General features: G+C 68.0%; 21 protein-coding genes. 16 read left to right on the top strand and 5 right to left on the bottom strand.

Annotated elements, in window-relative coordinates:
- Positions 1-31: 31 nt before the first annotated feature.
- The 7 genes from ACWDTS_RS17615 to ACWDTS_RS17585 all read left to right on the top strand — a co-directional run bounded on the left by ACWDTS_RS17615 (position 32) and on the right by ACWDTS_RS17585 (position 6,431).
- On the top strand, positions 32-1,198 hold the full coding sequence (locus tag ACWDTS_RS17615; protein ID WP_197257624.1) for an acyl-CoA dehydrogenase family protein: 1,167 nt from the start codon (positions 32-34) through the stop codon (positions 1,196-1,198).
- Complete coding sequence (locus ACWDTS_RS17610) at positions 1,198-1,965, top strand: SDR family NAD(P)-dependent oxidoreductase (RefSeq protein WP_197257518.1); 768 nt, start codon at positions 1,198-1,200, stop codon at positions 1,963-1,965. The genes ACWDTS_RS17615 and ACWDTS_RS17610 overlap by 1 nt, the downstream gene beginning before the upstream one ends.
- Entirely contained in the window at positions 1,965-3,206 is a 1,242-nt protein-coding gene (locus tag ACWDTS_RS17605; RefSeq protein ID WP_450118705.1) for a CaiB/BaiF CoA transferase family protein, read from the top strand. Before ACWDTS_RS17610 ends, ACWDTS_RS17605 begins: the two co-directional genes overlap by 1 nt.
- Positions 3,203-4,012: an enoyl-CoA hydratase/isomerase family protein gene (locus tag ACWDTS_RS17600; protein WP_450118704.1), complete on the top strand. Its 810-nt coding sequence runs from the start codon at positions 3,203-3,205 to the stop codon at positions 4,010-4,012. Before ACWDTS_RS17605 ends, ACWDTS_RS17600 begins: the two co-directional genes overlap by 4 nt.
- Positions 4,013-4,053: 41 nt before the next feature.
- Positions 4,054-5,199, top strand: coding sequence for a thiolase family protein (locus ACWDTS_RS17595; protein ID WP_248673422.1), 1,146 nt, complete (start codon positions 4,054-4,056; stop codon positions 5,197-5,199).
- A gap of 135 nt (positions 5,200-5,334) precedes the next feature.
- The gene (locus ACWDTS_RS17590) at positions 5,335-5,940 is read left to right on the top strand and encodes a TetR/AcrR family transcriptional regulator (protein ID WP_248673421.1); all 606 of its coding nucleotides are present in this window, start codon (positions 5,335-5,337) and stop codon (positions 5,938-5,940) included.
- A gap of 77 nt (positions 5,941-6,017) precedes the next feature.
- Positions 6,018-6,431, top strand: a complete 414-nt coding sequence (locus ACWDTS_RS17585) for a hypothetical protein (protein ID WP_450118703.1) — start codon at positions 6,018-6,020, stop codon at positions 6,429-6,431.
- 71 nt (positions 6,432-6,502) lie between these two features.
- On the opposite strand, the gene ACWDTS_RS17580 is transcribed toward ACWDTS_RS17585, so the two are convergent.
- Genes ACWDTS_RS17580 through ACWDTS_RS17565 form a run of 4 tightly spaced genes read right to left on the bottom strand, consistent with a single transcriptional unit; the run spans position 6,503 to position 10,573 of the window.
- Positions 6,503-7,468 (bottom strand): NADPH:quinone oxidoreductase family protein, encoded by a 966-nt coding sequence (locus ACWDTS_RS17580; protein ID WP_450111216.1) that lies wholly within the window; start codon positions 7,466-7,468, stop codon positions 6,503-6,505.
- A 5-nt stretch (positions 7,469-7,473) separates the two neighbouring features.
- Complete coding sequence (locus ACWDTS_RS17575; RefSeq protein WP_450111215.1) at positions 7,474-8,256, bottom strand: enoyl-CoA hydratase/isomerase family protein; 783 nt, start codon at positions 8,254-8,256, stop codon at positions 7,474-7,476.
- Positions 8,253-9,275, bottom strand: coding sequence for a phosphotransferase family protein (locus ACWDTS_RS17570; protein ID WP_450118702.1), 1,023 nt, complete (start codon positions 9,273-9,275; stop codon positions 8,253-8,255). The genes ACWDTS_RS17575 and ACWDTS_RS17570 overlap by 4 nt, the downstream gene beginning before the upstream one ends.
- The gene (locus tag ACWDTS_RS17565; protein ID WP_197257530.1) at positions 9,272-10,573 is read right to left on the bottom strand and encodes an acyl-CoA dehydrogenase family protein; all 1,302 of its coding nucleotides are present in this window, start codon (positions 10,571-10,573) and stop codon (positions 9,272-9,274) included. The genes ACWDTS_RS17570 and ACWDTS_RS17565 overlap by 4 nt, the downstream gene beginning before the upstream one ends.
- A 101-nt stretch (positions 10,574-10,674) precedes the next feature.
- Between ACWDTS_RS17565 and ACWDTS_RS17560 the strand changes: the two genes are divergently transcribed.
- From ACWDTS_RS17560 to ACWDTS_RS17550, 3 genes are read left to right on the top strand one after another with little or no spacing between them, the layout of a single operon-like run.
- Complete coding sequence (locus tag ACWDTS_RS17560) at positions 10,675-11,118, top strand: VOC family protein (protein ID WP_197257532.1); 444 nt, start codon at positions 10,675-10,677, stop codon at positions 11,116-11,118.
- A complete protein-coding gene (locus ACWDTS_RS17555) occupies positions 11,115-11,927 on the top strand; it encodes an SDR family oxidoreductase (protein ID WP_197257534.1) in 813 nt (270 codons plus the stop codon). The genes ACWDTS_RS17560 and ACWDTS_RS17555 overlap by 4 nt, the downstream gene beginning before the upstream one ends.
- Before the next feature lie 13 nt (positions 11,928-11,940).
- The gene (locus tag ACWDTS_RS17550) at positions 11,941-12,570 is read left to right on the top strand and encodes a TetR/AcrR family transcriptional regulator (RefSeq protein WP_450118701.1); all 630 of its coding nucleotides are present in this window, start codon (positions 11,941-11,943) and stop codon (positions 12,568-12,570) included.
- A 1-nt stretch (position 12,571) separates the two neighbouring features.
- Here the strand turns inward: ACWDTS_RS17550 and ACWDTS_RS17545 are convergent, their stop codons facing one another.
- Complete coding sequence (locus ACWDTS_RS17545) at positions 12,572-13,246, bottom strand: TetR/AcrR family transcriptional regulator (protein WP_197257538.1); 675 nt, start codon at positions 13,244-13,246, stop codon at positions 12,572-12,574.
- Positions 13,247-13,340: 94 nt separating this feature from the next.
- Between ACWDTS_RS17545 and ACWDTS_RS17540 the strand changes: the two genes are divergently transcribed.
- From ACWDTS_RS17540 to ACWDTS_RS17515, 6 genes are read left to right on the top strand one after another with little or no spacing between them, the layout of a single operon-like run.
- Positions 13,341-14,636 (top strand): hypothetical protein, encoded by a 1,296-nt coding sequence (locus ACWDTS_RS17540; protein ID WP_450118700.1) that lies wholly within the window; start codon positions 13,341-13,343, stop codon positions 14,634-14,636.
- Between the two features lie 7 nt (positions 14,637-14,643).
- Positions 14,644-16,053, top strand: a complete 1,410-nt coding sequence (locus ACWDTS_RS17535) for an acyl-CoA reductase (protein ID WP_450118699.1) — start codon at positions 14,644-14,646, stop codon at positions 16,051-16,053.
- Complete coding sequence (locus tag ACWDTS_RS17530) at positions 16,046-17,080, top strand: aldo/keto reductase (protein ID WP_450118698.1); 1,035 nt, start codon at positions 16,046-16,048, stop codon at positions 17,078-17,080. The genes ACWDTS_RS17535 and ACWDTS_RS17530 overlap by 8 nt, the downstream gene beginning before the upstream one ends.
- A 23-nt stretch (positions 17,081-17,103) precedes the next feature.
- The gene (locus ACWDTS_RS17525) at positions 17,104-18,543 is read left to right on the top strand and encodes an aldehyde dehydrogenase family protein (protein WP_450118697.1); all 1,440 of its coding nucleotides are present in this window, start codon (positions 17,104-17,106) and stop codon (positions 18,541-18,543) included.
- 14 nt (positions 18,544-18,557) lie between these two features.
- Positions 18,558-18,998: a carboxymuconolactone decarboxylase family protein gene (locus ACWDTS_RS17520; RefSeq protein ID WP_450118696.1), complete on the top strand. Its 441-nt coding sequence runs from the start codon at positions 18,558-18,560 to the stop codon at positions 18,996-18,998.
- On the top strand, positions 18,995-19,903 hold the full coding sequence (locus tag ACWDTS_RS17515) for an NAD(P)-dependent oxidoreductase (protein WP_450118695.1): 909 nt from the start codon (positions 18,995-18,997) through the stop codon (positions 19,901-19,903). The genes ACWDTS_RS17520 and ACWDTS_RS17515 overlap by 4 nt, the downstream gene beginning before the upstream one ends.
- Positions 19,904-19,910: the final 7 nt, after the last annotated feature.

Raw genomic sequence — 19,910 nt, 5'->3', positions numbered from 1 at the left:
AGAAGTTGAGAACATGGCTGTGCCCGGTGGCATGAGTTTCGAGCTGACCGAGGACCAGGAACTGATCCGCAAGTCGGTCGCCGAGCTGATGAAGAACTTCGGCGACCAGTACTGGATGGAAAAGGACCTCGCGCACGAATTTCCGACGGAGTACTACAAGGCGCTCGCCGACGGCGGGTGGCTCGGCATCACCACACCGGAGGAGTACGGCGGGCACGGCCTCGGCATCACCGAGGCGTCCATTCTTCTCGAAGAGGTCGCGCGATCCGGCGGTGGCATGAACGCCGCGACCGCGATCCACCTGTCCATCTTCGGGATGCATCCGGTCGTGGTCCACGGATCCGACGAGTTGAAGCAGCGGACCCTGCCCCGGGTCGCCAGCGGCGATCTGCACGTGTGCTTCGGTGTCACCGAACCCGGTGCGGGACTGGACACCTCGCGCATCACCACCTTCGCTCGCCGCGAGGGCGACCACTACATCGTCAACGGGCGCAAGGTGTGGATCTCCAAGGCGATGGAGTCAGAGAAGATCCTCCTCCTGACCCGAACCCAGCGTTACGACGAGGTCGAGAAGAAGACCGACGGCATGACGCTGTTCCTCACCGATCTGGATCGAAGCCGCGTCGAGGTCCGGCCGATCCGGAAGATGGGGCGCAACGCGGTGTCCTCCAACGAGCTGTTCATCGACGATCTCCGGGTCCCCGTCGAGGACCGGGTCGGCGAGGAAGGCAAGGGATTCCAGTATCTCTTGGACGGCCTGAACCCGGAGCGTATGCTCATCGCAGCCGAGGCTCTCGGCATCGGAAGGGTCGCTCTGGACCGAGCCGTCAAGTACGGCAACGAACGTGAGGTGTTCGGTCGGCCGATCGGCATGAACCAGGGAATCCAGTTCCCGCTGGCGGACTCGCTGGCGCATCTCGACGCCGCAGAACTGGTGTTGCGAAAGGCAACCTGGCTCTACGACAACGGCAAGCCCTGCGGACGTGAGGCGAACACCGCCAAATATCTCTGCGCCGAAGCAGGTTTCACCGCTGCCGACCGCGCGCTGCAGACACATGGGGGGATGGGGTACTCGGAGGAGTACAACGTCGCCCGCTATTTCCGTGAGGCTCGGGTCATGCGAATCGCCCCCATCAGTCAGGAAATGATTTTGAACTATCTGGGATCACACACTTTGGGAATGCCGAGGAGCTACTGATGGCAGGAAACAATCCGTTGTTCGATCTGACCGGCCGGTCGGCGCTGGTGACCGGTGCGGCCGGTGGTATCGGCGCCGCGGTCGCCGAGGCGCTCGCCGCAGCCGGTGCCTCGGTGATGGTCACCGACATCGACCCCGACGCCGCGGCCGCCGTCGCCGAGCGCATCACCGCGAACGGCGGCAAGGCCGACAGCGTCGGACTCGACGTGCGCGACCGCGCCGCCGCCGACGCCGCCGCGGCCCGTGCCGCCGGGTTCGGCCAGGGCGCGCTGCACATCCTGGTGAACAACGCCGGGGTCACCGAACCGGCGATGTTCAAGGACCTCGAGACCGAGAGTGTCCAGAAGATGCTCGACATCCACCTGCTGGGCGCGTTCAACTGCGCCAAGGCAGCGCTGCCGTTCCTCCCGACCGACGGCACCGGCCGGATCATCAACGTCACGTCGTCCGCCGGAATCACGGGCACGCTCGGTCAGGTGAACTACTCCGCGGCGAAGGCCGGCATCATCGGTATCACCAAGTCCCTGGCGCGCGAACTGGCCCGCAAGAACATCCTCGTCAACGCCATTGCACCGCTCGCGGCCACCCCGATGACGAACACCATTCGCACCGACGCGAAGTTCGCCGAGCAGATGCTCAACCGAATCCCGCTGCGCCGCTGGGCCGAACCGTCGGAGGTTGCGGGAGCCTTCGTGTTCCTCGCGTCCGACGCCGCCTCCTTCGTCACCGGCCAGGTGCTGCCGGTGGACGGTGGAATGGTGATGTGATGACACCGGAACCGGCATCCGCCGGTGCCGCGGCCGGGCCGCTCGACGGGGTCACCGTCGTCACCCTCGAACAGGCGGTCTCGGCGCCGATGGCCACGCGGGTGCTCGCCGACTTCGGTGCCCGCGTCATCAAGGTGGAGAACCCGAAGGGCGGGGACTTCGCCCGCGATTACGACGACGTCGTCAACGGTCTTGCCGCGCACTTCGTGTGGGCGAACCGGGGCAAGGAATCGGTCACGCTCGACCTGAAGTCCGATGCCGGACTGGAAGTGCTGCACCGGCTGCTGGCGTCGGCGGACGCGCTCGTGTCCAACCTCGCGCCCGGTGCGACCGCGCGCCTCGGATTGACCGCCGCGGAACTCGAGAAGCGGTACCCGGAGCTGATCGTCGTCGAGATCGACGGCTACGGCTCCGGGGGACCGCTGTCCCACAAACGCGCGTACGACCTTCTCGTGCAGGCGGAATCGGGATCCTGTGCGGTGACCGGCTTCCCGGGTGAGCCCGCGAAACCGGGCCCGCCCTTCGCGGACATCTCGACCGGTCTGTACTCGGCCCTGTCGATTCTGGCGTTGTTGCTCGGAAAGGCGCGGAATCCCGTGCACAACCGCGGTCTCGAGGCGGTGTCGGTGAGCCTGTTCGACACGATGACCGACATGATGGGCTACCCCCTGACCTACACCCAGCATTCGGGCGTGAACCAGCAGCCGCTCGGGATGAGTTCGCCGGCGGTCGCACCCTACGGCGCCTACCGCACGGCGGACGAGCAGACGGTGGTCCTGGGCACGACGAACGACCGGGAATGGCAACGGCTCGCCCGGGAGATCCTGCAGCGCGACGATCTGGCGGACGACGAACGGTTCCGGACCAACTCCGACCGGGTCCGAAACCGTGCCGTGCTCGACGAGGCGATCTCCGAGTGGTGTGCCCGTCACGATCTCGCCCACGTACAGAAGACGGCCGACGAAGCAGGAATCGGCAACTCGCGCTACAACATTCCGAGTGAGGTGCTTGCTCATCCCCAGTTGAGCGAGCGCGACCGGTGGCGGACGATCGACACGCCTGCCGGTCCGATCCAGGCGATCCTGCCACCGCCGATCGTCGCCGGGCGCGAACTGAGGATGGACTCGGTCCCCGGCCTCGGTGAGCACACCGACCGCGTGCTGGCCGACTTCGGATACTCGCCGTCCGAGATCGAGGAACTGCGCCGGCAGGGCGCAATCGGCCCGGAGTACCGGCGGTGACGGGCGAACCCCGGTCCGAGGGGCCGGTGCTGTTGCGTGACGACCGCGACGGCGTCCGGACACTGACGTTGAACCGGCCGCGCCGGAAGAACGCGATCGACACCGAACTGTGGGGGTGCCTGCGCGACGCCCTGGACGACGCCGGGACCGATCCGGATGTGCGTGCCCTCGTGATCACCGGTGCTGCCGGCGCGTTCTGTTCGGGTGCGGACATCGCGAATCCCGGTACCGCGCACCCGATGCGCAAGTTGCGGGCGCTGACCGACGTCGCCCTGCTGTTGCACGAACTGCCGCTGCCGACAGTCGCCAAGGTGAACGGTGTCGCGGTGGGCGCGGGCTGGAACCTGGCGCTCGGGTGCGACCTGGTGGTGGCCACGCCCGAATCCACGTTCTCGCAGATCTTCACGAAGCGGGGGCTGTCGCTGGATCTCGGTGGTTCCTGGTTGTTGCCGAAGCTCGTCGGCCTTCAGCAGGCGAAGCGCCTGACGTTGCTCGCGGAGACGATCGATGCCGAGCAGGCACACGCGATGAATCTCGTGACCTGGGTGGTGCCGGGCGACGAAATCGACGTGTTCGTCGACGAACTCGCACGCAAGCTCGTCGCGGGGCCGCCGATCGCGCTCGCCCAGACCAAGGCACTGCTCAACGAGGGTGCCGACCGGACTCTGCGTGACGCCCTCGCGAACGAGGCGCGGGCGCAGGCAATGAATTTCGCGACGGCCGACGCGCCGGAGGCGTTCTCGGCGTTCGTCGAGAAGCGGGAACCGCGATTCACGGGACAGTGGACGGTCGGCCGCGCACGGTAGCGCCGCGGGACGTGTCCTCAAATGACGATTGGGAGAAGAAGATGCGTGAAGTGGTGATCGCGGAGGCGGTCCGGACACCGGTGGGCAAGCGCAACGGCGGGCTGGCGGGTGTGCACCCGGCGGACCTGTCGGCGGTGGTGCTCACGGCGCTCGCGGAGCGAACCGGGATCGACCCGGTGATCGTCGACGACGTGGTGTGGGGTTGCGTGTCCCAGGTCGGCGACCAGTCCAGCAACATCGGCCGGTACTCGGTGCTCGCGGCGGGCTGGCCGGAGAGCATCCCCGGCACCTCGGTGAACCGGGCGTGCGGGTCGAGCCAGCAGGCGCTGGACTTCGCCGTGCACGCGGTCATGTCCGGGCAGCAGGACGTCGTGGTCGCCGGCGGTGTCGAGTCGATGAGCCGGGTGCCGCTCGGCGCGGCGAGGGCCGACGGCATGCCGTACGGGCCGCGCGCGCTCGCCCGCTACGACAATTTCCAGTTCAACCAGGGCATCGGCGCCGAGATGATCGCCGAGAAGTGGGGGTTCTCGCGGACCCGGCTCGACGAACTGTCGGCGCAGTCCCACGAGTGGGCGGCGGCGGCGATCGACCGGGGTGCGTTCGACGCCCAGATCGTGCCGGTCGAGACCGAGGACGGGACGGTCGCGCGCGACGAGGGTCTGCGGCGCGGGACGACCGTCGAGAAGCTCGCGGGCCTGAAGCCGGTGTTCAAGGAGGACGGGGTGATCCACGCGGGGAACTCCTCGCAGATCGCCGACGGCGCCGCGGCGCTGCTGGTCACCACGCCGGAGAAGGCGCGCGAACTGGGTCTCACCCCGATCGTGCGGTACCGCGCCGGTGTGGTCGCCGGCTCCGATCCGGTGCTCATGCTGACCGGTCCGATCCCGGCGACAGAGAAGGTGCTGCGGAAGGCGGGGCTGGGAATCGGTGACATCGGGGTGTTCGAGGTGAACGAGGCGTTCGCGTCGGTGCCGCTGGCCTGGCTCGAAGAGACGGGTGCCGATCCCGCGCGGGTGAATCCTCTCGGTGGCGCGATCGCGCTGGGGCATCCGCTCGGAGGTTCCGGAGCCATCCTCATGACGCGGATGATCCACCACATGCGCGACAACGGGCTCCGGTACGGACTGCAGACCATGTGCGAGGGCGGTGGTACGGCCAACGCGACCGTCGTCGAACTCGTGGACTGAAGGCCGGGCGAATTGTAGGCAAGGGCACTTGGAATCCGTGTGAGCTGCTGCACGGAACTGCTCGATATGAGACCCTTGTCACATCCGGAAAACCAACCTACTGTGTACTAGGTAGGTTGGTCCGAAAGGAGTGAGGTGTCAGCACCGAGGCCGTACGACACACTCCTCTCCAAGGGCGAGGATCGCCGTCAGCTCATTCTTTCCGTTGCGCAGCGACTGCTGGCGCGGAACGGCTGGCGGAACACGACCCTCGCCCAGATCGCTGGAGAGGCCGGTGTCACCACCGCGGGGCTGCTGCATCACTTCGAGTCCAAGGACCAGTTGTTGCATGCGGTGCTCGATGCCCGCGACCGCGACGACGATGCACACGCGGATCGGTCCGGCGACCTGCTCGAACAGCTCGGGAGGGTGCCGGAACGATTCGAACGCTCACCTGAACTGGTGGGGATGTTCGCCACGCTGGTGATCGAGAACCTCGATCCGGCGGCACCCCTGCACGGTCGCCTGCTCGATCGATACCGGGCCGCGCTGGACACCGTCGAGGACGGCATCCGGCGCGGCCAGAGCGCAGGGCGGTATCGCGCCGACGTGGACCCCGCGACCAAGGCTGTAGAGATCGTCGCCTTTCTCAACGGAATGGAAACCTCATGGCTGCTCGATCCATCGATTCCTCTTACCGCGGTGTTCCGGGAGTACATACAGTCGCTTACTCGACAGCTCATGCCCGACGCCACCACCTGAGAAGGCGGCTGGCCGTCGTCGCACCGAATGTCGCCGACGCCGTCCAGTTCGCGGGAGGCTGGCTCTTCGATCATGTGATGGCCGGCTGGGATGTCACGGTCGCCGTGGCCGATCCCCAGGATGTGCGCCCGATCCGGATCCTCGGTGCGACCACCGTCGATCTGGAGGCGGCGCTGTCCTCGCCCATCGGTCCGATGCCCGAATCCATTGCGGTATCGGTGAATCTGTACGAGTCGGACAGCCGAATCCGTGAAGGCATGCTCGACGCGCTCGACAGCGGCCTCACCCGCATCGCGGTGTGGGGCGATGCGCTGCCGTCGGATCTGGACCGGAAGTTCGATTCGATCCAGCATCGGCTGAGCGTGGCGGCACGCGCCTTCAAGTCCCACGCGCTCGCGGCTGCAGCGGCTCCGGCGGATTCGCCGGGCACCACAGAAACGTTCCGCAGCAGCGGAACCTCTTCGGTGCGCGACCTGGCTTCGGTGGGATAAGTACGCAGTGCGGCTTCGCCGCCGGTGTGCCTTTGTGACGGTCAGGGCCGCCACAAAGGCACACCGGGCGGTTACGCCACGTCGATGACGATCTTGCCGATCGCCCGGCCGTCGGCGACCATGCGCAGCGCCTCGACGGTGTCGTCGAGAGTCAGGCGCGCGCCGATGTGCGGGACGACCCGTCCGGTCGCGAGCAGCTCGCGCAACTCGATTTCGTTGCGCCGCATCTCGTCCGGATCAAGGTCCTGAAATTGGAATCCCAGAATCCGAACGCCCTTGACGAGCACGAGATTCAGCGGGATCCGCGGAATCTCGCCGGAGGCGAAGCCGATCGTGACGAACCGGCCGCCGCGTCGTAGCGTCCGCAACGCGACCTCGGACAGGCCGCCGCCGACCGGGTCCAGCACCACGTCGGCGCCACCGGGCAGCGCCTCCCGCAGCGCCGCCCTCACATCCACGGTGCGGTGGTCGACGAGGTGACGTGCCCCGTAGGACGCAGCGACCTCCAGCTTGTCGGGGGTGGACGCGACCGCGGTGACGGTCGCTCCCATGGCCACGGCGAGCTGGACCGCCGCGAGCCCCACCCCACCGCCGGCGCCGAGCACGATCACCTCGTCGCCGGGGCGGACCCCGGCCACCGACCGCAGACTGTGATAGGCGGTCCGATGCGCGACACCGAACGCGGCGGCGACGTGGGCGTCGACGCCGTCCGGGATCGGTGTCAAGTTCCGTGCCGGGGCGACGACCTGTTCCGCGAACGCCCCGACGATGCCGGTGCCGACGACCCGGTCACCGACCGTGAAGCTGTCGACACCGTCGCCCAATTCCTCTACGACACCGGCGAATTCGCTACCGGGAACGAACGGCGGCGGAACGCTGATCTGATACTTGTCGGCGACGAGCAGGACATCCGGGAAGTTCACCGCGGCCGCGGCGACGCGCACCCGGACCTTGCCCGGCTCGAGTGCGGGCGGATCGAGGGTGCCGACGCGAACGACGTCGATGGATCCGTATTCGGGGCAGATCGCTGCACGCATGCGGATCACCTGCCCTGCCATACGGGGGCACGCTTCTCGACGAACGCCGCCGCGCCCTCTTTGGCGTCCGCACTGGAGAAGACGGTGCTCTGCCATTCCTTCAGTCGGGACGCGGCGAGCGCGGAGTCGGACACGGACAGCCGGACCAACTCCTTGCACGCGGCGAGCCCGAGCGGCGCGTTCGCCGCGATCCGCTCCGCGTATCCGAGCGCGGTGTCCAGCACCTTCTCCTGGGCGACCACCGCATTGACGAGTCCGAGTTCGTAGCCTCGGGTCGCGGTGATCGGATCCCCCGTCAACGTCATCTCGAGTGCGGCGCCGACGGGGATACGTGTCCCGATCGTCGTGCCTCCACCGCCCGGGAACAGGCCCCGCTTCACCTCGGGGAGACCGAACTTCGCCTCGGTGGACGCGACGATGATGTCACACCCGAGGAGCAGTTCGAGCCCACCCCCGACGGCGGTGCCGTTGGCGGCGCCCACCACCGGGACGGCGAGTTCCCCGGCGGACAGCCGACGGTAGGCGTCGGCGTCGTCCGGGTTGTCGAACCCCACCGACCTTCCTTCGGCGAACACACGAAGATCCATACCGGAGCAGAACGCGCGGTCGCCGGAGCCGGTGAGGACGATCGCCCGGATCTCCGGATCGTTCTGGGCCTTGCGAGCGGCGGCGCCGAGGCCGCGCATCATCGGACCGGTCAGGGCGTTGCGGGCCTCGGGACGGTCGAGGCGCAGGATCAGGACCGGCCCGCGCCTCTCCGTGACGAGCCCGTCGTATCCGCCGGTCATCCCTTGTAGTCCGTCGACTCGGCGAGTTCCGCCGCCGACTTCATGAGGTTGACGATGACCGGACCGTACGACTGCAGTTTGACGTCGTCGCCCGCCCGCTGGAAGCCCTGTTCGAGGACGATGGCGAGCTTCCACTTCGCCAGCACCAGGTAGTAGTCGAGGTCGTCGACCTGACGGCCGGAGACGTCGGCGTAGTGCGCGAGCATCTGCGAACGGTTCGGCATCCCGGTCAGATCGACGTAGCTGACCGCGCTGTCCTCGATGGCGTTCGTGTCCTCGGGCCAGTTCATGAGCATCCAGCCGAGGTCGAGCTTGGGATCACCGACGGTGCCCATCTCCCAGTCGACGAGCGCCGCGAGCTTCGCGGGAGCACCGTTGCGGTACATCACGTTCGCGAACTGGTAGTCACCATGCATCAGACCCGGGACGTAGTCGAGCGGACGGTGGGTCTGCAGCCACTTGGTGGCGACATCCATGCCCTCGATCTCGCGCGCCTTGATCCGTTCGAAGAACCGGGTCCAGCGGTCGACCTGCCGATCGTGGAAGCCTTCGGGCCGGCCGAGATCCTGCAGTCCCTGCGCTTTCCAGTCGACCTTCGAGAGCAGGGCGATGCCCTCGGCGAGCTGGTAGGCCAGTCCTTTTCGCGCCTCGACGTCGGTGTCGAACGGTGCGGGCCAGGTGCCGCGGTGGTCCATCGGGGACCAGCCGTCGACGAATCCCATGAGGTAGAACGAACGGCCGAGCACCGACGTGTCCTCACACGCGGCCACGGCTTTCGTGTGCGGGACGTCGGTGCCGTCCAGCGCCTGGATGATGCGCCACTCGCGCATGATTCCGCTGTCGCGGTCGGCGGGCGCGCCGGCCGGAGGGATCCGGATGACGCACGTGAAGTCGTCACGCGTGAGCTTGTAGATCTCGTTCTGGGTTCCGCCGGACAGGTACTCGGCCTCGAGCGGGGCTCCCTTGCCGGGCAGGCCCTGCTCGTCCATCCAGGCGGCGAGGCGTTCGGTGTCGATCACAGGTTCCCCACTTCGAGTTCGAGGTAGTCGGCGAATTTCGCCCGGGCGGCTTCTTGCTTCTTCGGGATCCACTCCGACGGCCACATGTCGTCGATCGGCTTGTAGTCGCGCAGAACCTGCTTGGCGACGGTCGTCTTGTGCACCTCGGTCGGTCCGTCGGCCAGACCCATCACCGCGGCGCCGTGGATCATCCGGAAGAACGGCATCTCGTTGGTGACGCCGAGGGCACCGTGCACCTGCATTGCGCGCCAAGCGATGTCGTGCAGCACGGTCGGCATCACGATCTTCGCGGTCGCGATGTCCTTGCGCACCTTCTTGTAGTCGTTGTACTTGTCGATCTTCCACGCGGTGTTGAGCACGAACAGCCGGAACTGGGTGAGCTGCGCGTAGGAATCGGCGATGTAACCCTGCACGGTCTGCTTGTCGGCGAGCCGGCTGCCGGCCGTCTCGCGGCTGAGGGCGCGTTCGCACATCATGTCGATCGCCTTCTGCGCCAGGCCGATCGTGCGCATGGCGTGGTGGATGCGACCGCCGCCGAGGCGTACCTGGGCGGCCGCGAATGCCCCGCCCTCCTCGCCGAGCATCGCGTCGGCGGGGACCCGCACGTTGTTGTAGTGGATCAGTGCGTGGGTGCCCTCGTTCATCGGTTCGCCGTACAGCCCGACGTTGCGGACGATCTCGACACCCGGGGTGTCCGTGGGGACGAGGAACATCGACGTTCCCTTGTGCACCGGGACGTCGGGATCCGTCACGACCATCACGATGAGGAACTCGGCGGTCCGGGCGTTGGAGGAGAAGTACTTCCAGCCGTTGATCACCCAGTGGTCGCCATCCTTGACGGCCCGGGTCCGGAACTGTGCCGGGTCGGCCCCGCCCTGCGGTTCGGTCATCGAGTACGAGGAGAACACCTCGCCGTCGAGCAGCGGCTGCAGGTAGCGCTCCTTCTGCTCGGGAGTGCCGTAGTGAGCGATGATCTCGGCGTTGCCGGTGTCCGGTGCCTGGCAGCCGAACACGATCGGCGCCCAGCTCGATCGGCCGAGGATCTCGTTGAGCAGCGCGAGCTTCAGCTGGCCGTAGCCCTGACCGCCGAGTTCCGGCCCGAGGTGCGTCGCCCACAGACCCTGTTTCCGGACCTCCTGTTTCAGCGGATCGATCGCCTTGCGCCGGGCGCCGTCGAGCGGAACGAACTGTTCGTGTTCCCACACCAGATCGAGGGGTTCGACCTCTTCACGCACGAACGCGTCGGCCCAGTCGAGTTTCGCCTGGTACTCGGGGTCGGTTTCGAAATCCCATGCCATTGCGTCTCCTCTCCACGAGTGAGAATATGACTCTTGCAATCAAGAATGCAATTCTGAGACGGGAAACAGCACTGCACAGACGGTGTGCGGAAAGGCGAGCGATGAAGGCCGAAGACCTGTTCCACCTGGGCATCGTGGCGGACGACCCGGAGGCGACCCGCGAGGAGTTCACGGCGCTCCTCGGATACGAGTGGGGACCGGAGGTCGGCGGCGCGGTGCCCGTGACGCTTCCCGCCGGCGACCGCACGGTCGAGCTGCGGTGCGCCTACTCGATCACCGAACCCCGCCTCGAGGTCGTGCGCAGCGTCCCGGGAACGTTGTGGGAGGCCGGCGGCGGAATCCATCACGCCGGATACTGGTCCGACGACGTCGCGGCCGACGCCGCGGCGCTGGTCGCGCGGGGATTCGTCACCGAGGCCACCCGCGCCGGGTCCGACGGAGGCCTGTTCTTCGCGTTCCTCCGCGGAACGACCGGACTGCGGATCGAACTCGTCACCCGCGTCGCGGAGCAGGGTCTGCAGCGATGCTGGGGGGCCGGCGCATGACCACGGTGGGCGTCGTGACCGGCGCGGGCCGGGGAATGGGGTACGCCTGCGCGCAACGGCTTTCCGGGACGGTCGATGTCCTGCTGCTCGCCGACCGGGATGCCGCGACCGTTGCCACCGCCGCCGAAGCACTGGCCCCCGCGGGTGCGGTGGAGCCGATCGTCCTCGACATCACCGACGGCGATGCGCTCGCCCGCCTCGCCGATCGGGTGTCCGAACTCGGCACGCTGCGCGCGGTGGCGCACGCGGCGGGGATCTCGCCGACGATGGCGGACTGGCGGCAGATCTTCACCGTCGATCTCGTCGCGACCGCGATGCTGGCCGAAACGTTGCGTCCGCTCGCCACGGCCGGGACCGCGACCGTGTGCTTCGCGTCGATGGCGGGGTCGATGGCGCAATCGGGACTGACACCCGAGGTCGCCGAGGTGCTCGACGATCCGCTCGGCGCCCGGTTCCTGGACCGGATCCGCGACGCGGCGGGTCCGACCGTCGAGCACAGCGGCGCCGCATACGCGCTGGCCAAGCTCGGCGTGCAGCGGTTCGTGCGCCGCGAGGCGGTGCGGCTCGGTCCGCGCGGGGCCCGGATCTGCTCGGTCTCGCCGGGCATCATCGACACCCCGCAGGGGCGGCAGGAAGCGGAGCACAACCCCCGGATGGGCGGATTCGTGCAGCAGACCCCGCTGGGCAGGACGGGTCGTGCGGACGAGGTCGCGGCCGTGGTAGCGTTCGCGCTCTCGGATGACGCGGGCTTCCTGAGCGGCACAGATCTTCTCGTCGACGGAGGCGTGTGCGCCGCGATGAGCACCTAGAACAGGGATGACCATGACGGAACCGGCCGACGACCTTGCCCACCGGATCGCGCAGCGCACGCTCGCGAAACGAGGGGACAACTACGCCAACGAGGTTCGCAGTCTCCTCGACGCGGCCGTGGTGGTGATGAAGAAGTCCGGCACCGCCTCGCGCGCGCGGGTCGCGGACATCGTCGCCGAATCCGGCCTGTCGAACGATGCCTTCTACCGGCACTTCCGGTCGAAGGACGCACTCGTCGCCGCGATCCTCGAGGACGGCACCGCGCGCCTGCGCGACTACGTCGCCCATCAGATGAGCAAGGAAACCACGCCCGAGGGACAGGTCCGGCGCTGGGTCGAGGGCGTGATGTCGCAGGGCGCCGACGACGTCGGCGCGGCCACCCGGGCGGTGCTGTGGAACACGGCCGGCCTGGGGGAGTACAGCGAGTCCGGTCCGCCTTCGCCCAGCGGCCCGCTCGCCGGCCTGCTGCACGCGCCCTTCGCCGAATTGGGCAGTGTGGACCCGCAGTTCGATGCGAACCTGGCCGCACACGCGACGATCGGCATGCTCGTCGATCACCTCTGGCGACGGATTGTGCCGGCTCCCGGTGACATCGAGCGGATCACCGCGTTCTGCCTCCGGACCGCGGCGTCGGGACGCTGAACTACGCGGGGTCGGAGGGCGCGTCCGGTCGCAGGCTGCGAAGGAAGATCTCCACGGCCATCGCCGTGTGCCGTTCCTGTTCCTCCTCGCTGCGGAGAATGCCGAACGAGGCGAGCCGGGAGGGCGCACCGGTCGCCATGCCGAGGAAGTGCTCGGCGAGCACGTCCGGATCGTCGGCCTGGATCGCGCCGGTCGCGGCGTGCCGTCGCAGCAGGTCGGCGACGAGTTGCCGGCGCGGCCAGAATCCCGTGCCGTACGTGCGCCGGGCGAGGTCGGGATAGCGCGACGCGTGCGCGATGGCGATCTGCTCGAGCTTGATCATCGAGGGATCGAGCGCGCGGCGCAGCGCAGCCTGGGCGATCGCGGTCAGCGCGCCCGGAAGGTCGTCCAGGTCCGGGTCTTCCGGTTCGGGGACGGGCCAGTTCGGCCGCTGGATCGCCCATCCGAGTACGGACCGGAAGACGTCCTCCTTGGTAGGGAACCGGGCGTACAGCGTCGGCTTGGTGGTGCCGGCCTCGGCGGCGATGGCGTTCATGGACGTGCCCTCGTAGCCGTGTTCGAGGAACAGCTTCAGCGCCGCTTCGCGGACGGCCTGGTCGAGTTGGGATGCCTGCTCTCGGGTGGGGCGCCCGCCGCGTCGTGGTGCGGCGGAACCGTCGGGCTTCTGCGATGTCATGAAACGAAGTGTGCCAGGCGATTCCGCTATGGACATTTAACTTGACCGGCGGGTAAAGTTACCGCAGCGAATCCCCCAACGGCCGGAGGCCCACATGTCCGAGACGACCATGCAGCGGGACGTCATCGCCACGCTCGATTCCCATTTCCAGCAGCGCAAGCAGCAGGTCCCGTTGCTGGCGCAGCGCGCCGAGGCGGAGGGCATCACGCAGATCACCTCCCGTGAGGACATGGTCCCGCTGCTCTTCCCCCACACGACGTACAAGAGCTACCCGGAATCCCTGATCGCGAAAAGACAGTGGGCCACCATGAATCGGTGGCTCGACTCCGTGTCGGCCCACCGGGTCACCGACGTCGACGTCTCGGGCGTCACGGACGTGGACGGCTGGATCGAGGCACTCGAAGCCGCCGGCCACCTCGTGTCCAGCTCGAGCGGCACCAGCGGAAAAGGATCGTTCCTCAACAAGTCCCGGCGTGACCGTGAAGCCAACATGCAGAACATGATCGACGGCCTGACCGAGATGGGACTGCCGCCGGAGCGGACCTGGCACGTCATCCCCGTCGGCCCCGACACCGGTCAGAGCGCGCACGTCGCGATGCGCGACATGATCCTCGACAAATACCGCCGGCCCGACGGCATCCCGCTGTTCGAGGGCACCCCGCCGACCGGCCATCACCGCTACATGGCACGGCTACAGGCGATGCGCCGGGCCATGGCGGACGGCACCGCCGCACCCGACGAGATCGCCGCGTTCGAAGCCGAGGCCCAGGCGCGCGCAGCGGAACAGGAACGCCGGTTGCACCACTGGGCCGACCACATCCTGGCCCGTCCCGACGAGCGAGTCTTCTTCAACTCCCAGTTCACCCAGCTGTTCCGGCTCGTCGAGATCCTGCGGGAGAAGGGCGCCCGGGACGGCGACATCACCGGGGCGAACGCACTGACCGTCGGCGGCGGCCTCAAGGGCAACACCCTGCCCGACGACTACCAGGAACAGATCTTCCGGATGCTGAACATCGCCCCGGAACGCTTCTTCCACTACTACTCGATGCAGGAACTCAACCTCCGCATGCCGCGGTGCCTCGGCGGGCGCTACCACGTACCCGACGAGATCGTTCTGTTCGTGCTCGACAAGGACGGCACTAAGCTCGCCGAACCGGAGGGCGACACCCTCACCGGTCGCGCCGCATTCTTCGACACGACGGTCGACGGACGCTGGGGCGGAACGATCTCCGGTGACCGCATCACCGTCGACCTCCGCGACTGCCCGTGCGGACGCAGCGGCCCGACCGTCCTGCCCGACATCGCCCGCTTCACGGACCTCGGCGACGACGACAAGATCACGTGCGCCGGCACCATGGACGCCTACGTCCGCGGGTTCATCGAGGAATGAGACGACCATGACCGCAACCACTTCCGCGCCTGCCACGTCCAAGATCCGGGTGCCCCACTTCGTCCGGGGCGAACTCGTCTGGGGCGAGGACAGCGAATACCTCTCCCGCGACTTCGGTGTTCCGTTCGTGACACCGAAACTCGAATACAACGGCCTGTTCGCCCCGCGATCGGAGATCGGCCCCGCGTTCGACGTCCCGATTTCGGAGATCATCGACTTCCTCGTCGAAACCGCGCAGTACCTGACCCTCGACAAGAACGAATACCTGCAGGAATCACTCGAGATGACCGTGCAGGTCAGTGCGCTTCCGCGGCGCATCATCGAGAACACCTTCGCGCGTCCGGGTCAGTTCCTGACGAGGCAGGCACTCGAATACCGGCTCGAGCGCACCTTCGGCAGCCTCGACGTCCTCGACGGCTGGTCCGAACGCACCGACCCGAACGGCAACGTCAGCCGGGTGCGGGCGTTCCCACCGCGACTGGTCCACATGATGGCCGGCAACTCGCCGAGCGCCGCGATGACCACCATCGCCGATGCCGCACTGACCAAGGGCGTCAACCTGTTCAAGATGCCCTCGGCCGACCCGTTCACCACCGTCGCCGTGCTCCGCACCATGGCCGACATCGCGCCCGGCCATCCGGTGCTGCGGTCGATGTCGGCGGTGTACTGGCGCGGCGGCGACGAGAAGGTCGAGAACGTCCTCTACCGCTCCCAGTACTTCGACAAACTCGTCGCGTGGGGTGGCGGTTCCGCGATCGAGAACGCCGCCAAGTACGCGGGACCGGGATTCCAGCTGATCTCGTTCGACCCCAAAGTGTCGATGTCGATCGTCGGCCGTGAGGCCTTCGAATCCGACGAGACGCTGCGCGAGGTCGCCGAACTGGCGGCCCGCGACGCCACGATCTTCAACCAGGACGCGTGCCTCGCGGCCCGGCACATCTGCGTCGAGGGCGACGTCGAACAGACCGACCGCTTCTGCGCCCTGCTGCACGAGCGACTCGGCGTGGACCGCGATTTCGCGGAAGCCGTCGGTCCGAAACCCAACGCGGAGATCCGGGACGCGGTCGAGGGAATGCGCTTCCTCGAACCGGACTACCGCGTGTGGGGCACGTTCGACGGCAGCGGACTCGTGGTCCGCTCGCCGGAAATGGTGGACTTCCACCCGACGAACAAGACCGTCAACGTCATTCCGGTCCAGGACATGCGCGACGCCGCGTCGTACGCGACGGTCGCCACCCAGACGGTCGGCGTCTACCCTGCCCACCGCAAGACCGAGGTGCGCGACCTGCTCGCCACAGCCGGCGTCCAGCGTATCGTCCGCCTCGGCAGCGCCCTCACCGGCAGCATGGGCAGCCCCCACGACGGCATGTACCCGCTGCACCGCTTCGTGAACTGGGTGGTGGACGACGATGCTTGAACCCAAGCCTATGGCGTTGCGGGTCCTGGGCCGATCCGGAATCCGCGTGAGCGAATTCTGCCTGGGCGCGATGACCTTCGGAACCGACTGGGGTTTCGGTGCCGACGAGGAGACCTCCCGCGCGGTCTACCGGGAATACCGGGAGGCCGGCGGGAACTTCGTCGACACCGCGAACAACTACACGGACGGAGCGAGCGAGGAGATTCTCGGCCGGCTCGTCGCCGGGGAGCGCGACTCCGTCGTCCTGAGTACGAAATACACGCTGTGCACGGACCCGGACGACCCGAACTCCGGTGGCAACCATCGGAAGAGCCTGCGCCGCAGCGTCGAGTCCAGCCTGCGGCGACTCGGCACCGACTACATCGACCTGCTGTGGGTGCACGCGTGGGACCGGTTCACCCCCGTCGACGAGACACTGCGCGCGCTCGATGATCTGGTGCGTTCCGGCAAGGTTCTCGCGATCGGGGTGACCAACACGCCGGCATGGGTGGTCGCGCGGTCCGCAGCGATCGCGGAGCTGCGCGGGTGGACCTCGTTCTGCGCCCTGCAGGTCGAATACTCCCTCGTCACAAGGACAGCCGAACGGGAACTGCTCCCCATGGCGCAGTCCCACGACCTCGCGATGTGCGCGTGGAGCCCTCTCGCGCGGGGACTGCTCGCCCGGGAACTCACTCCCGAACGGGAGGAGAAGCTCGCGCCGGTCGTGCGCCGCGCCCGCGACACGGCACGGGAGATCGCCGCGGAACTGGGCACCACCCCGGCACGCGTCGCAATCGCCTGGGTGCGCAGCCGCGGACTGCTCCCGTCGATCGGGGCACGCACCGTGGAACAGTTGCGGGACAACATCGGAGCGCTCGCCGTCGATCTCGAGGACGACCATCTCACCCGTCTCGACGACGCCACCCGGATCCGTCTAGGCTACCCCCACGACTTCCTGGACGGCCTGTACGAGAGGCGCACTCTGCCCCCGCCGGTCGCCCCGCGCGACACCCCGGCAACCCCGGGACCCGCGCGGCTCCGAACCTGACGTCACGAAGGGCTGTGAGCTCGATGGACACACTCGACCACTGGATCGCCGGGGCACCGGCCGCGGCGTCGACCGGTGACACCCTGCCGGTCACCGACCCGACGACCGGGCGCGTCACGCACCGCATCGCCCGCGGCACCGGCGCCGACGTCGACGCGGCCGTCAGCGCCGCCGAAGGCGCCGCGCCCGGATGGCGCCGCACCGGTGCACTCGCCCGGGGCAGATTGTTCGCCGAACTGGCGCGGGCGATGCGTGCGGATGCGAAGACGTTGGCGGCCCTCGAGATCGGTGAGACCGGTAAACCCGAGAAGGTCGCGCTCGCCGAGGTGGAGAACTCGGCGCAGTACTTCGAGTTCTACGGCGGGCTCACCGGTGGACCGGCCGGGGAGATCCTCGACGTCGAACCCGACCAGCACGTCTACACGCGGCGCGAACCGTTCGGGGTCGTCGGGATCGTCACCCCGTGGAACCTGCCGCTCAACCAGGCGTGCCGGGCGGTCGCACCCGCGCTCGCCGCCGGGAACACCGTGGTCGTCAAGCCGTCCGAGTTCACGTCCTCGTCGTCGGTGCGGCTCGCGCAACTCGCGACCGAGGCCGGGTTCCCGGACGGGGTGTTCAACGTCGTGCTCGGCACCGGCGACGTCGCGGGTGCCGCGCTCGTCGAACACCCCTCGGTCGCGAAGGTCGCGTTCACCGGATCGGTCCGCACCGGACGGGCCATCGGTGCGATCGCCGCGGACCGGATCATCCCGCTCACCCTCGAACTGGGCGGCAAGTCCGCGAACATCGTGTTCGTGGATGCGGATCTCGACGCCGCGGTCGCCGGTGCGGTGCAGGCGTTCACGTCGAACGCCGGGCAGGTGTGTTCGTCGGGTACCCGGCTGCTCGTGCACCGGTCGGTCTTCGACCGGGTCCTCGACGCGGTCGCCGAACGCGCCTCCGCGATCAGGATCGGCGAGGACATGGGACCGCTCATCACGCGCGCCCAGTTCGAGCGCGTCCAGGAATATTTCAAGATCGCCGAATCGGAAGGCGCCCGGGCGGTCACGGGCGGTGCGGTCGCGGCACTCGCCGCCGAGACCGGCGGCTTCTACGTCGAACCCACCGTTTACACCGGGGTCACCAACCAGGCGCGCATCGCCCGCGAGGAGATCTTCGGCCCGGTCCTCGTCGCCATCCCGTTCGACACCGACGACGAGGCGATCGCGATCGCGAACGACTCGGAGTACGGACTCGTCGCGGGACTGTGGACCCGCGACGTGAGTCGCGCCGTCACCGTCAGCGAGCAGTTGTGTGCCGGGCAGGTATTCGTGAACACGTGGTCCACCGGATCGGTGCAGACCCCGTTCGGCGGCTGGAAGCACAGCGGATACGGCCGGGAGAAGGGCGTCGAGGCGCTGCACCACTACAGCCAGGTCAAATGCGTGACCATCAAGCTCGATTCCGCCGGATCGTCGGCGTGAAGGGAACATCCGAAATGGCAGACGAACTCACGGCATCGACGGTCGAGGACGCGCACACGGCGCTCTTCGATGCGGGACTGGCCGTCCGCAGGGAAGTGCTCGGCGACGCCTATGTCGACGCGGCACTCGAACGCGGGATCGGCACCGACGGTGAAGCGTTGCAGCACTATGTCACCGAATCTGTGTGGGGATCGGTGTGGACACGACCGGGTCTCGACCGCCGCAGCCGGTCCCTGCTCAACCTCGGCATCCTCATCGCGCTGAGCCAACACACCGAACTCGCGGTACACGTGCGGGCCGGGCTCGGAAACGGGCTGACCCGCGAGGAGATCACCGAAGCCGTCGTCCACGCGACCGCATACGTCGGATGCCCCGCCGGTGTCGCGGCGATGCGCGTCGTCCAGGACACGCTGACCGCCGAACTCGGAACCCTCGGTGGGGAGGGCGACGCATGAGCGCCGCCGCTGCGCCTACCCGGGCCGGATTCGTCGGACTCGGCGCGATGGGTTCGCCCATCGCGCAGAACTTCTCGAACGCGGTGCCGGGACTGCGGGTGTTCGACGCGAACCCGGGCGCGCTGGACCGGTTCGCCGCCGAGAATCCGACGTCCGTGCGGGCCGGAGGCCTCGCCGACCTCGCGGACTGCGACGTGGTGGTGCTCAGCCTGCCCACCAGTGACATCGTCGACGCGGTGCTCCAGGGGCCCGATGGGTTGCTCGGCCACCTGCGTCCCGGGTCGATCGTCGTGGACATGGGCTCGAGCGTGCCGGCCCGCACCCAGGCCCTGTCCGAACGAGCCGCCGAGAAGGGCATCGCGATCGTCGACGCCCCGGTCAGCGGTGGTGTCGCGCGAGCGAAACAAGCCGACCTCGCGGTGATGGTCGGCGGCGACACCGAGGCCGTCGAGCGGGTCCGCCCGCTGCTCGAGGCCACCGCGCGCGAGGTGATCTTCGTGGGCCCGGCAGGTTCCGGGCATGCCGCCAAGGCCCTCAACAACCTGCTGGCGGCGTCCGGTCTCGTCGCCGCCGCCGAAGCCATGCTGGTGGGCGCCAAGTTCGGCATCGACCCGGCGACGCTGCTCGCGGTGATCAACGCCGGCAGTGGACGGAACAACACGACCGAGACCAAGTACGAGAAGTTCGTGCTGTCACGCTCGTTCGCGTCGGGGTTCACCGCGGAACTCATGCGCAAGGACGTGGGCATCGCACTGGATCTCGCGCGCGAACAGGGCGTGAAGATCGCTCTCGGCGAGGAACTCGGCCGGATCTGGAACGACGCGACCGAAGCCCTCGAACCCGGCGCCGATCAGACCGAGATCGTGCGCTATCTGGAAGAGGCCTACGGACTCGAGAGTCCGTAGAACCTCG

It is taken from the genome of Rhodococcus sp. NPDC003383 (assembly GCF_053589115.1).
This window is presented reverse-complemented; position numbering and strand designations above follow the sequence as displayed.

Bases quoted from the DNA above. Each gene is read 5' to 3' on its own strand.
- ACWDTS_RS17540 (WP_450118700.1), top strand. From the start codon at position 13,341: ATGTCCGAGACGACCATGCAGCGGGACGTCATCGCCACGCTCGATTCC.
- ACWDTS_RS17575 (WP_450111215.1), bottom strand. From the start codon at position 8,256: ATGACCGGCGGATACGACGGGCTCGTCACGGAGAGGCGCGGGCCGGTC.
- ACWDTS_RS17535 (WP_450118699.1), top strand. From the start codon at position 14,644: ATGACCGCAACCACTTCCGCGCCTGCCACGTCCAAGATCCGGGTGCCC.
- ACWDTS_RS17610 (WP_197257518.1), top strand. From the start codon at position 1,198: ATGGCAGGAAACAATCCGTTGTTCGATCTGACCGGCCGGTCGGCGCTG.
- ACWDTS_RS17565 (WP_197257530.1), bottom strand. From the start codon at position 10,573: ATGGCATGGGATTTCGAAACCGACCCCGAGTACCAGGCGAAACTCGAC.
- ACWDTS_RS17580 (WP_450111216.1), bottom strand. From the start codon at position 7,468: ATGCGTGCAGCGATCTGCCCCGAATACGGATCCATCGACGTCGTTCGC.
- ACWDTS_RS17520 (WP_450118696.1), top strand. From the start codon at position 18,558: ATGGCAGACGAACTCACGGCATCGACGGTCGAGGACGCGCACACGGCG.
- ACWDTS_RS17550 (WP_450118701.1), top strand. From the start codon at position 11,941: ATGACGGAACCGGCCGACGACCTTGCCCACCGGATCGCGCAGCGCACG.
- ACWDTS_RS17525 (WP_450118697.1), top strand. From the start codon at position 17,104: ATGGACACACTCGACCACTGGATCGCCGGGGCACCGGCCGCGGCGTCG.
- ACWDTS_RS17515 (WP_450118695.1), top strand. From the start codon at position 18,995: ATGAGCGCCGCCGCTGCGCCTACCCGGGCCGGATTCGTCGGACTCGGC.
- ACWDTS_RS17605 (WP_450118705.1), top strand. From the start codon at position 1,965: ATGACACCGGAACCGGCATCCGCCGGTGCCGCGGCCGGGCCGCTCGAC.
- ACWDTS_RS17555 (WP_197257534.1), top strand. From the start codon at position 11,115: ATGACCACGGTGGGCGTCGTGACCGGCGCGGGCCGGGGAATGGGGTAC.
- ACWDTS_RS17615 (WP_197257624.1), top strand. From the start codon at position 32: ATGAGTTTCGAGCTGACCGAGGACCAGGAACTGATCCGCAAGTCGGTC.
- ACWDTS_RS17530 (WP_450118698.1), top strand. From the start codon at position 16,046: ATGCTTGAACCCAAGCCTATGGCGTTGCGGGTCCTGGGCCGATCCGGA.
- ACWDTS_RS17585 (WP_450118703.1), top strand. From the start codon at position 6,018: ATGGCCGGCTGGGATGTCACGGTCGCCGTGGCCGATCCCCAGGATGTG.
- ACWDTS_RS17595 (WP_248673422.1), top strand. From the start codon at position 4,054: ATGCGTGAAGTGGTGATCGCGGAGGCGGTCCGGACACCGGTGGGCAAG.
- ACWDTS_RS17545 (WP_197257538.1), bottom strand. From the start codon at position 13,246: ATGACATCGCAGAAGCCCGACGGTTCCGCCGCACCACGACGCGGCGGG.
- ACWDTS_RS17560 (WP_197257532.1), top strand. From the start codon at position 10,675: ATGAAGGCCGAAGACCTGTTCCACCTGGGCATCGTGGCGGACGACCCG.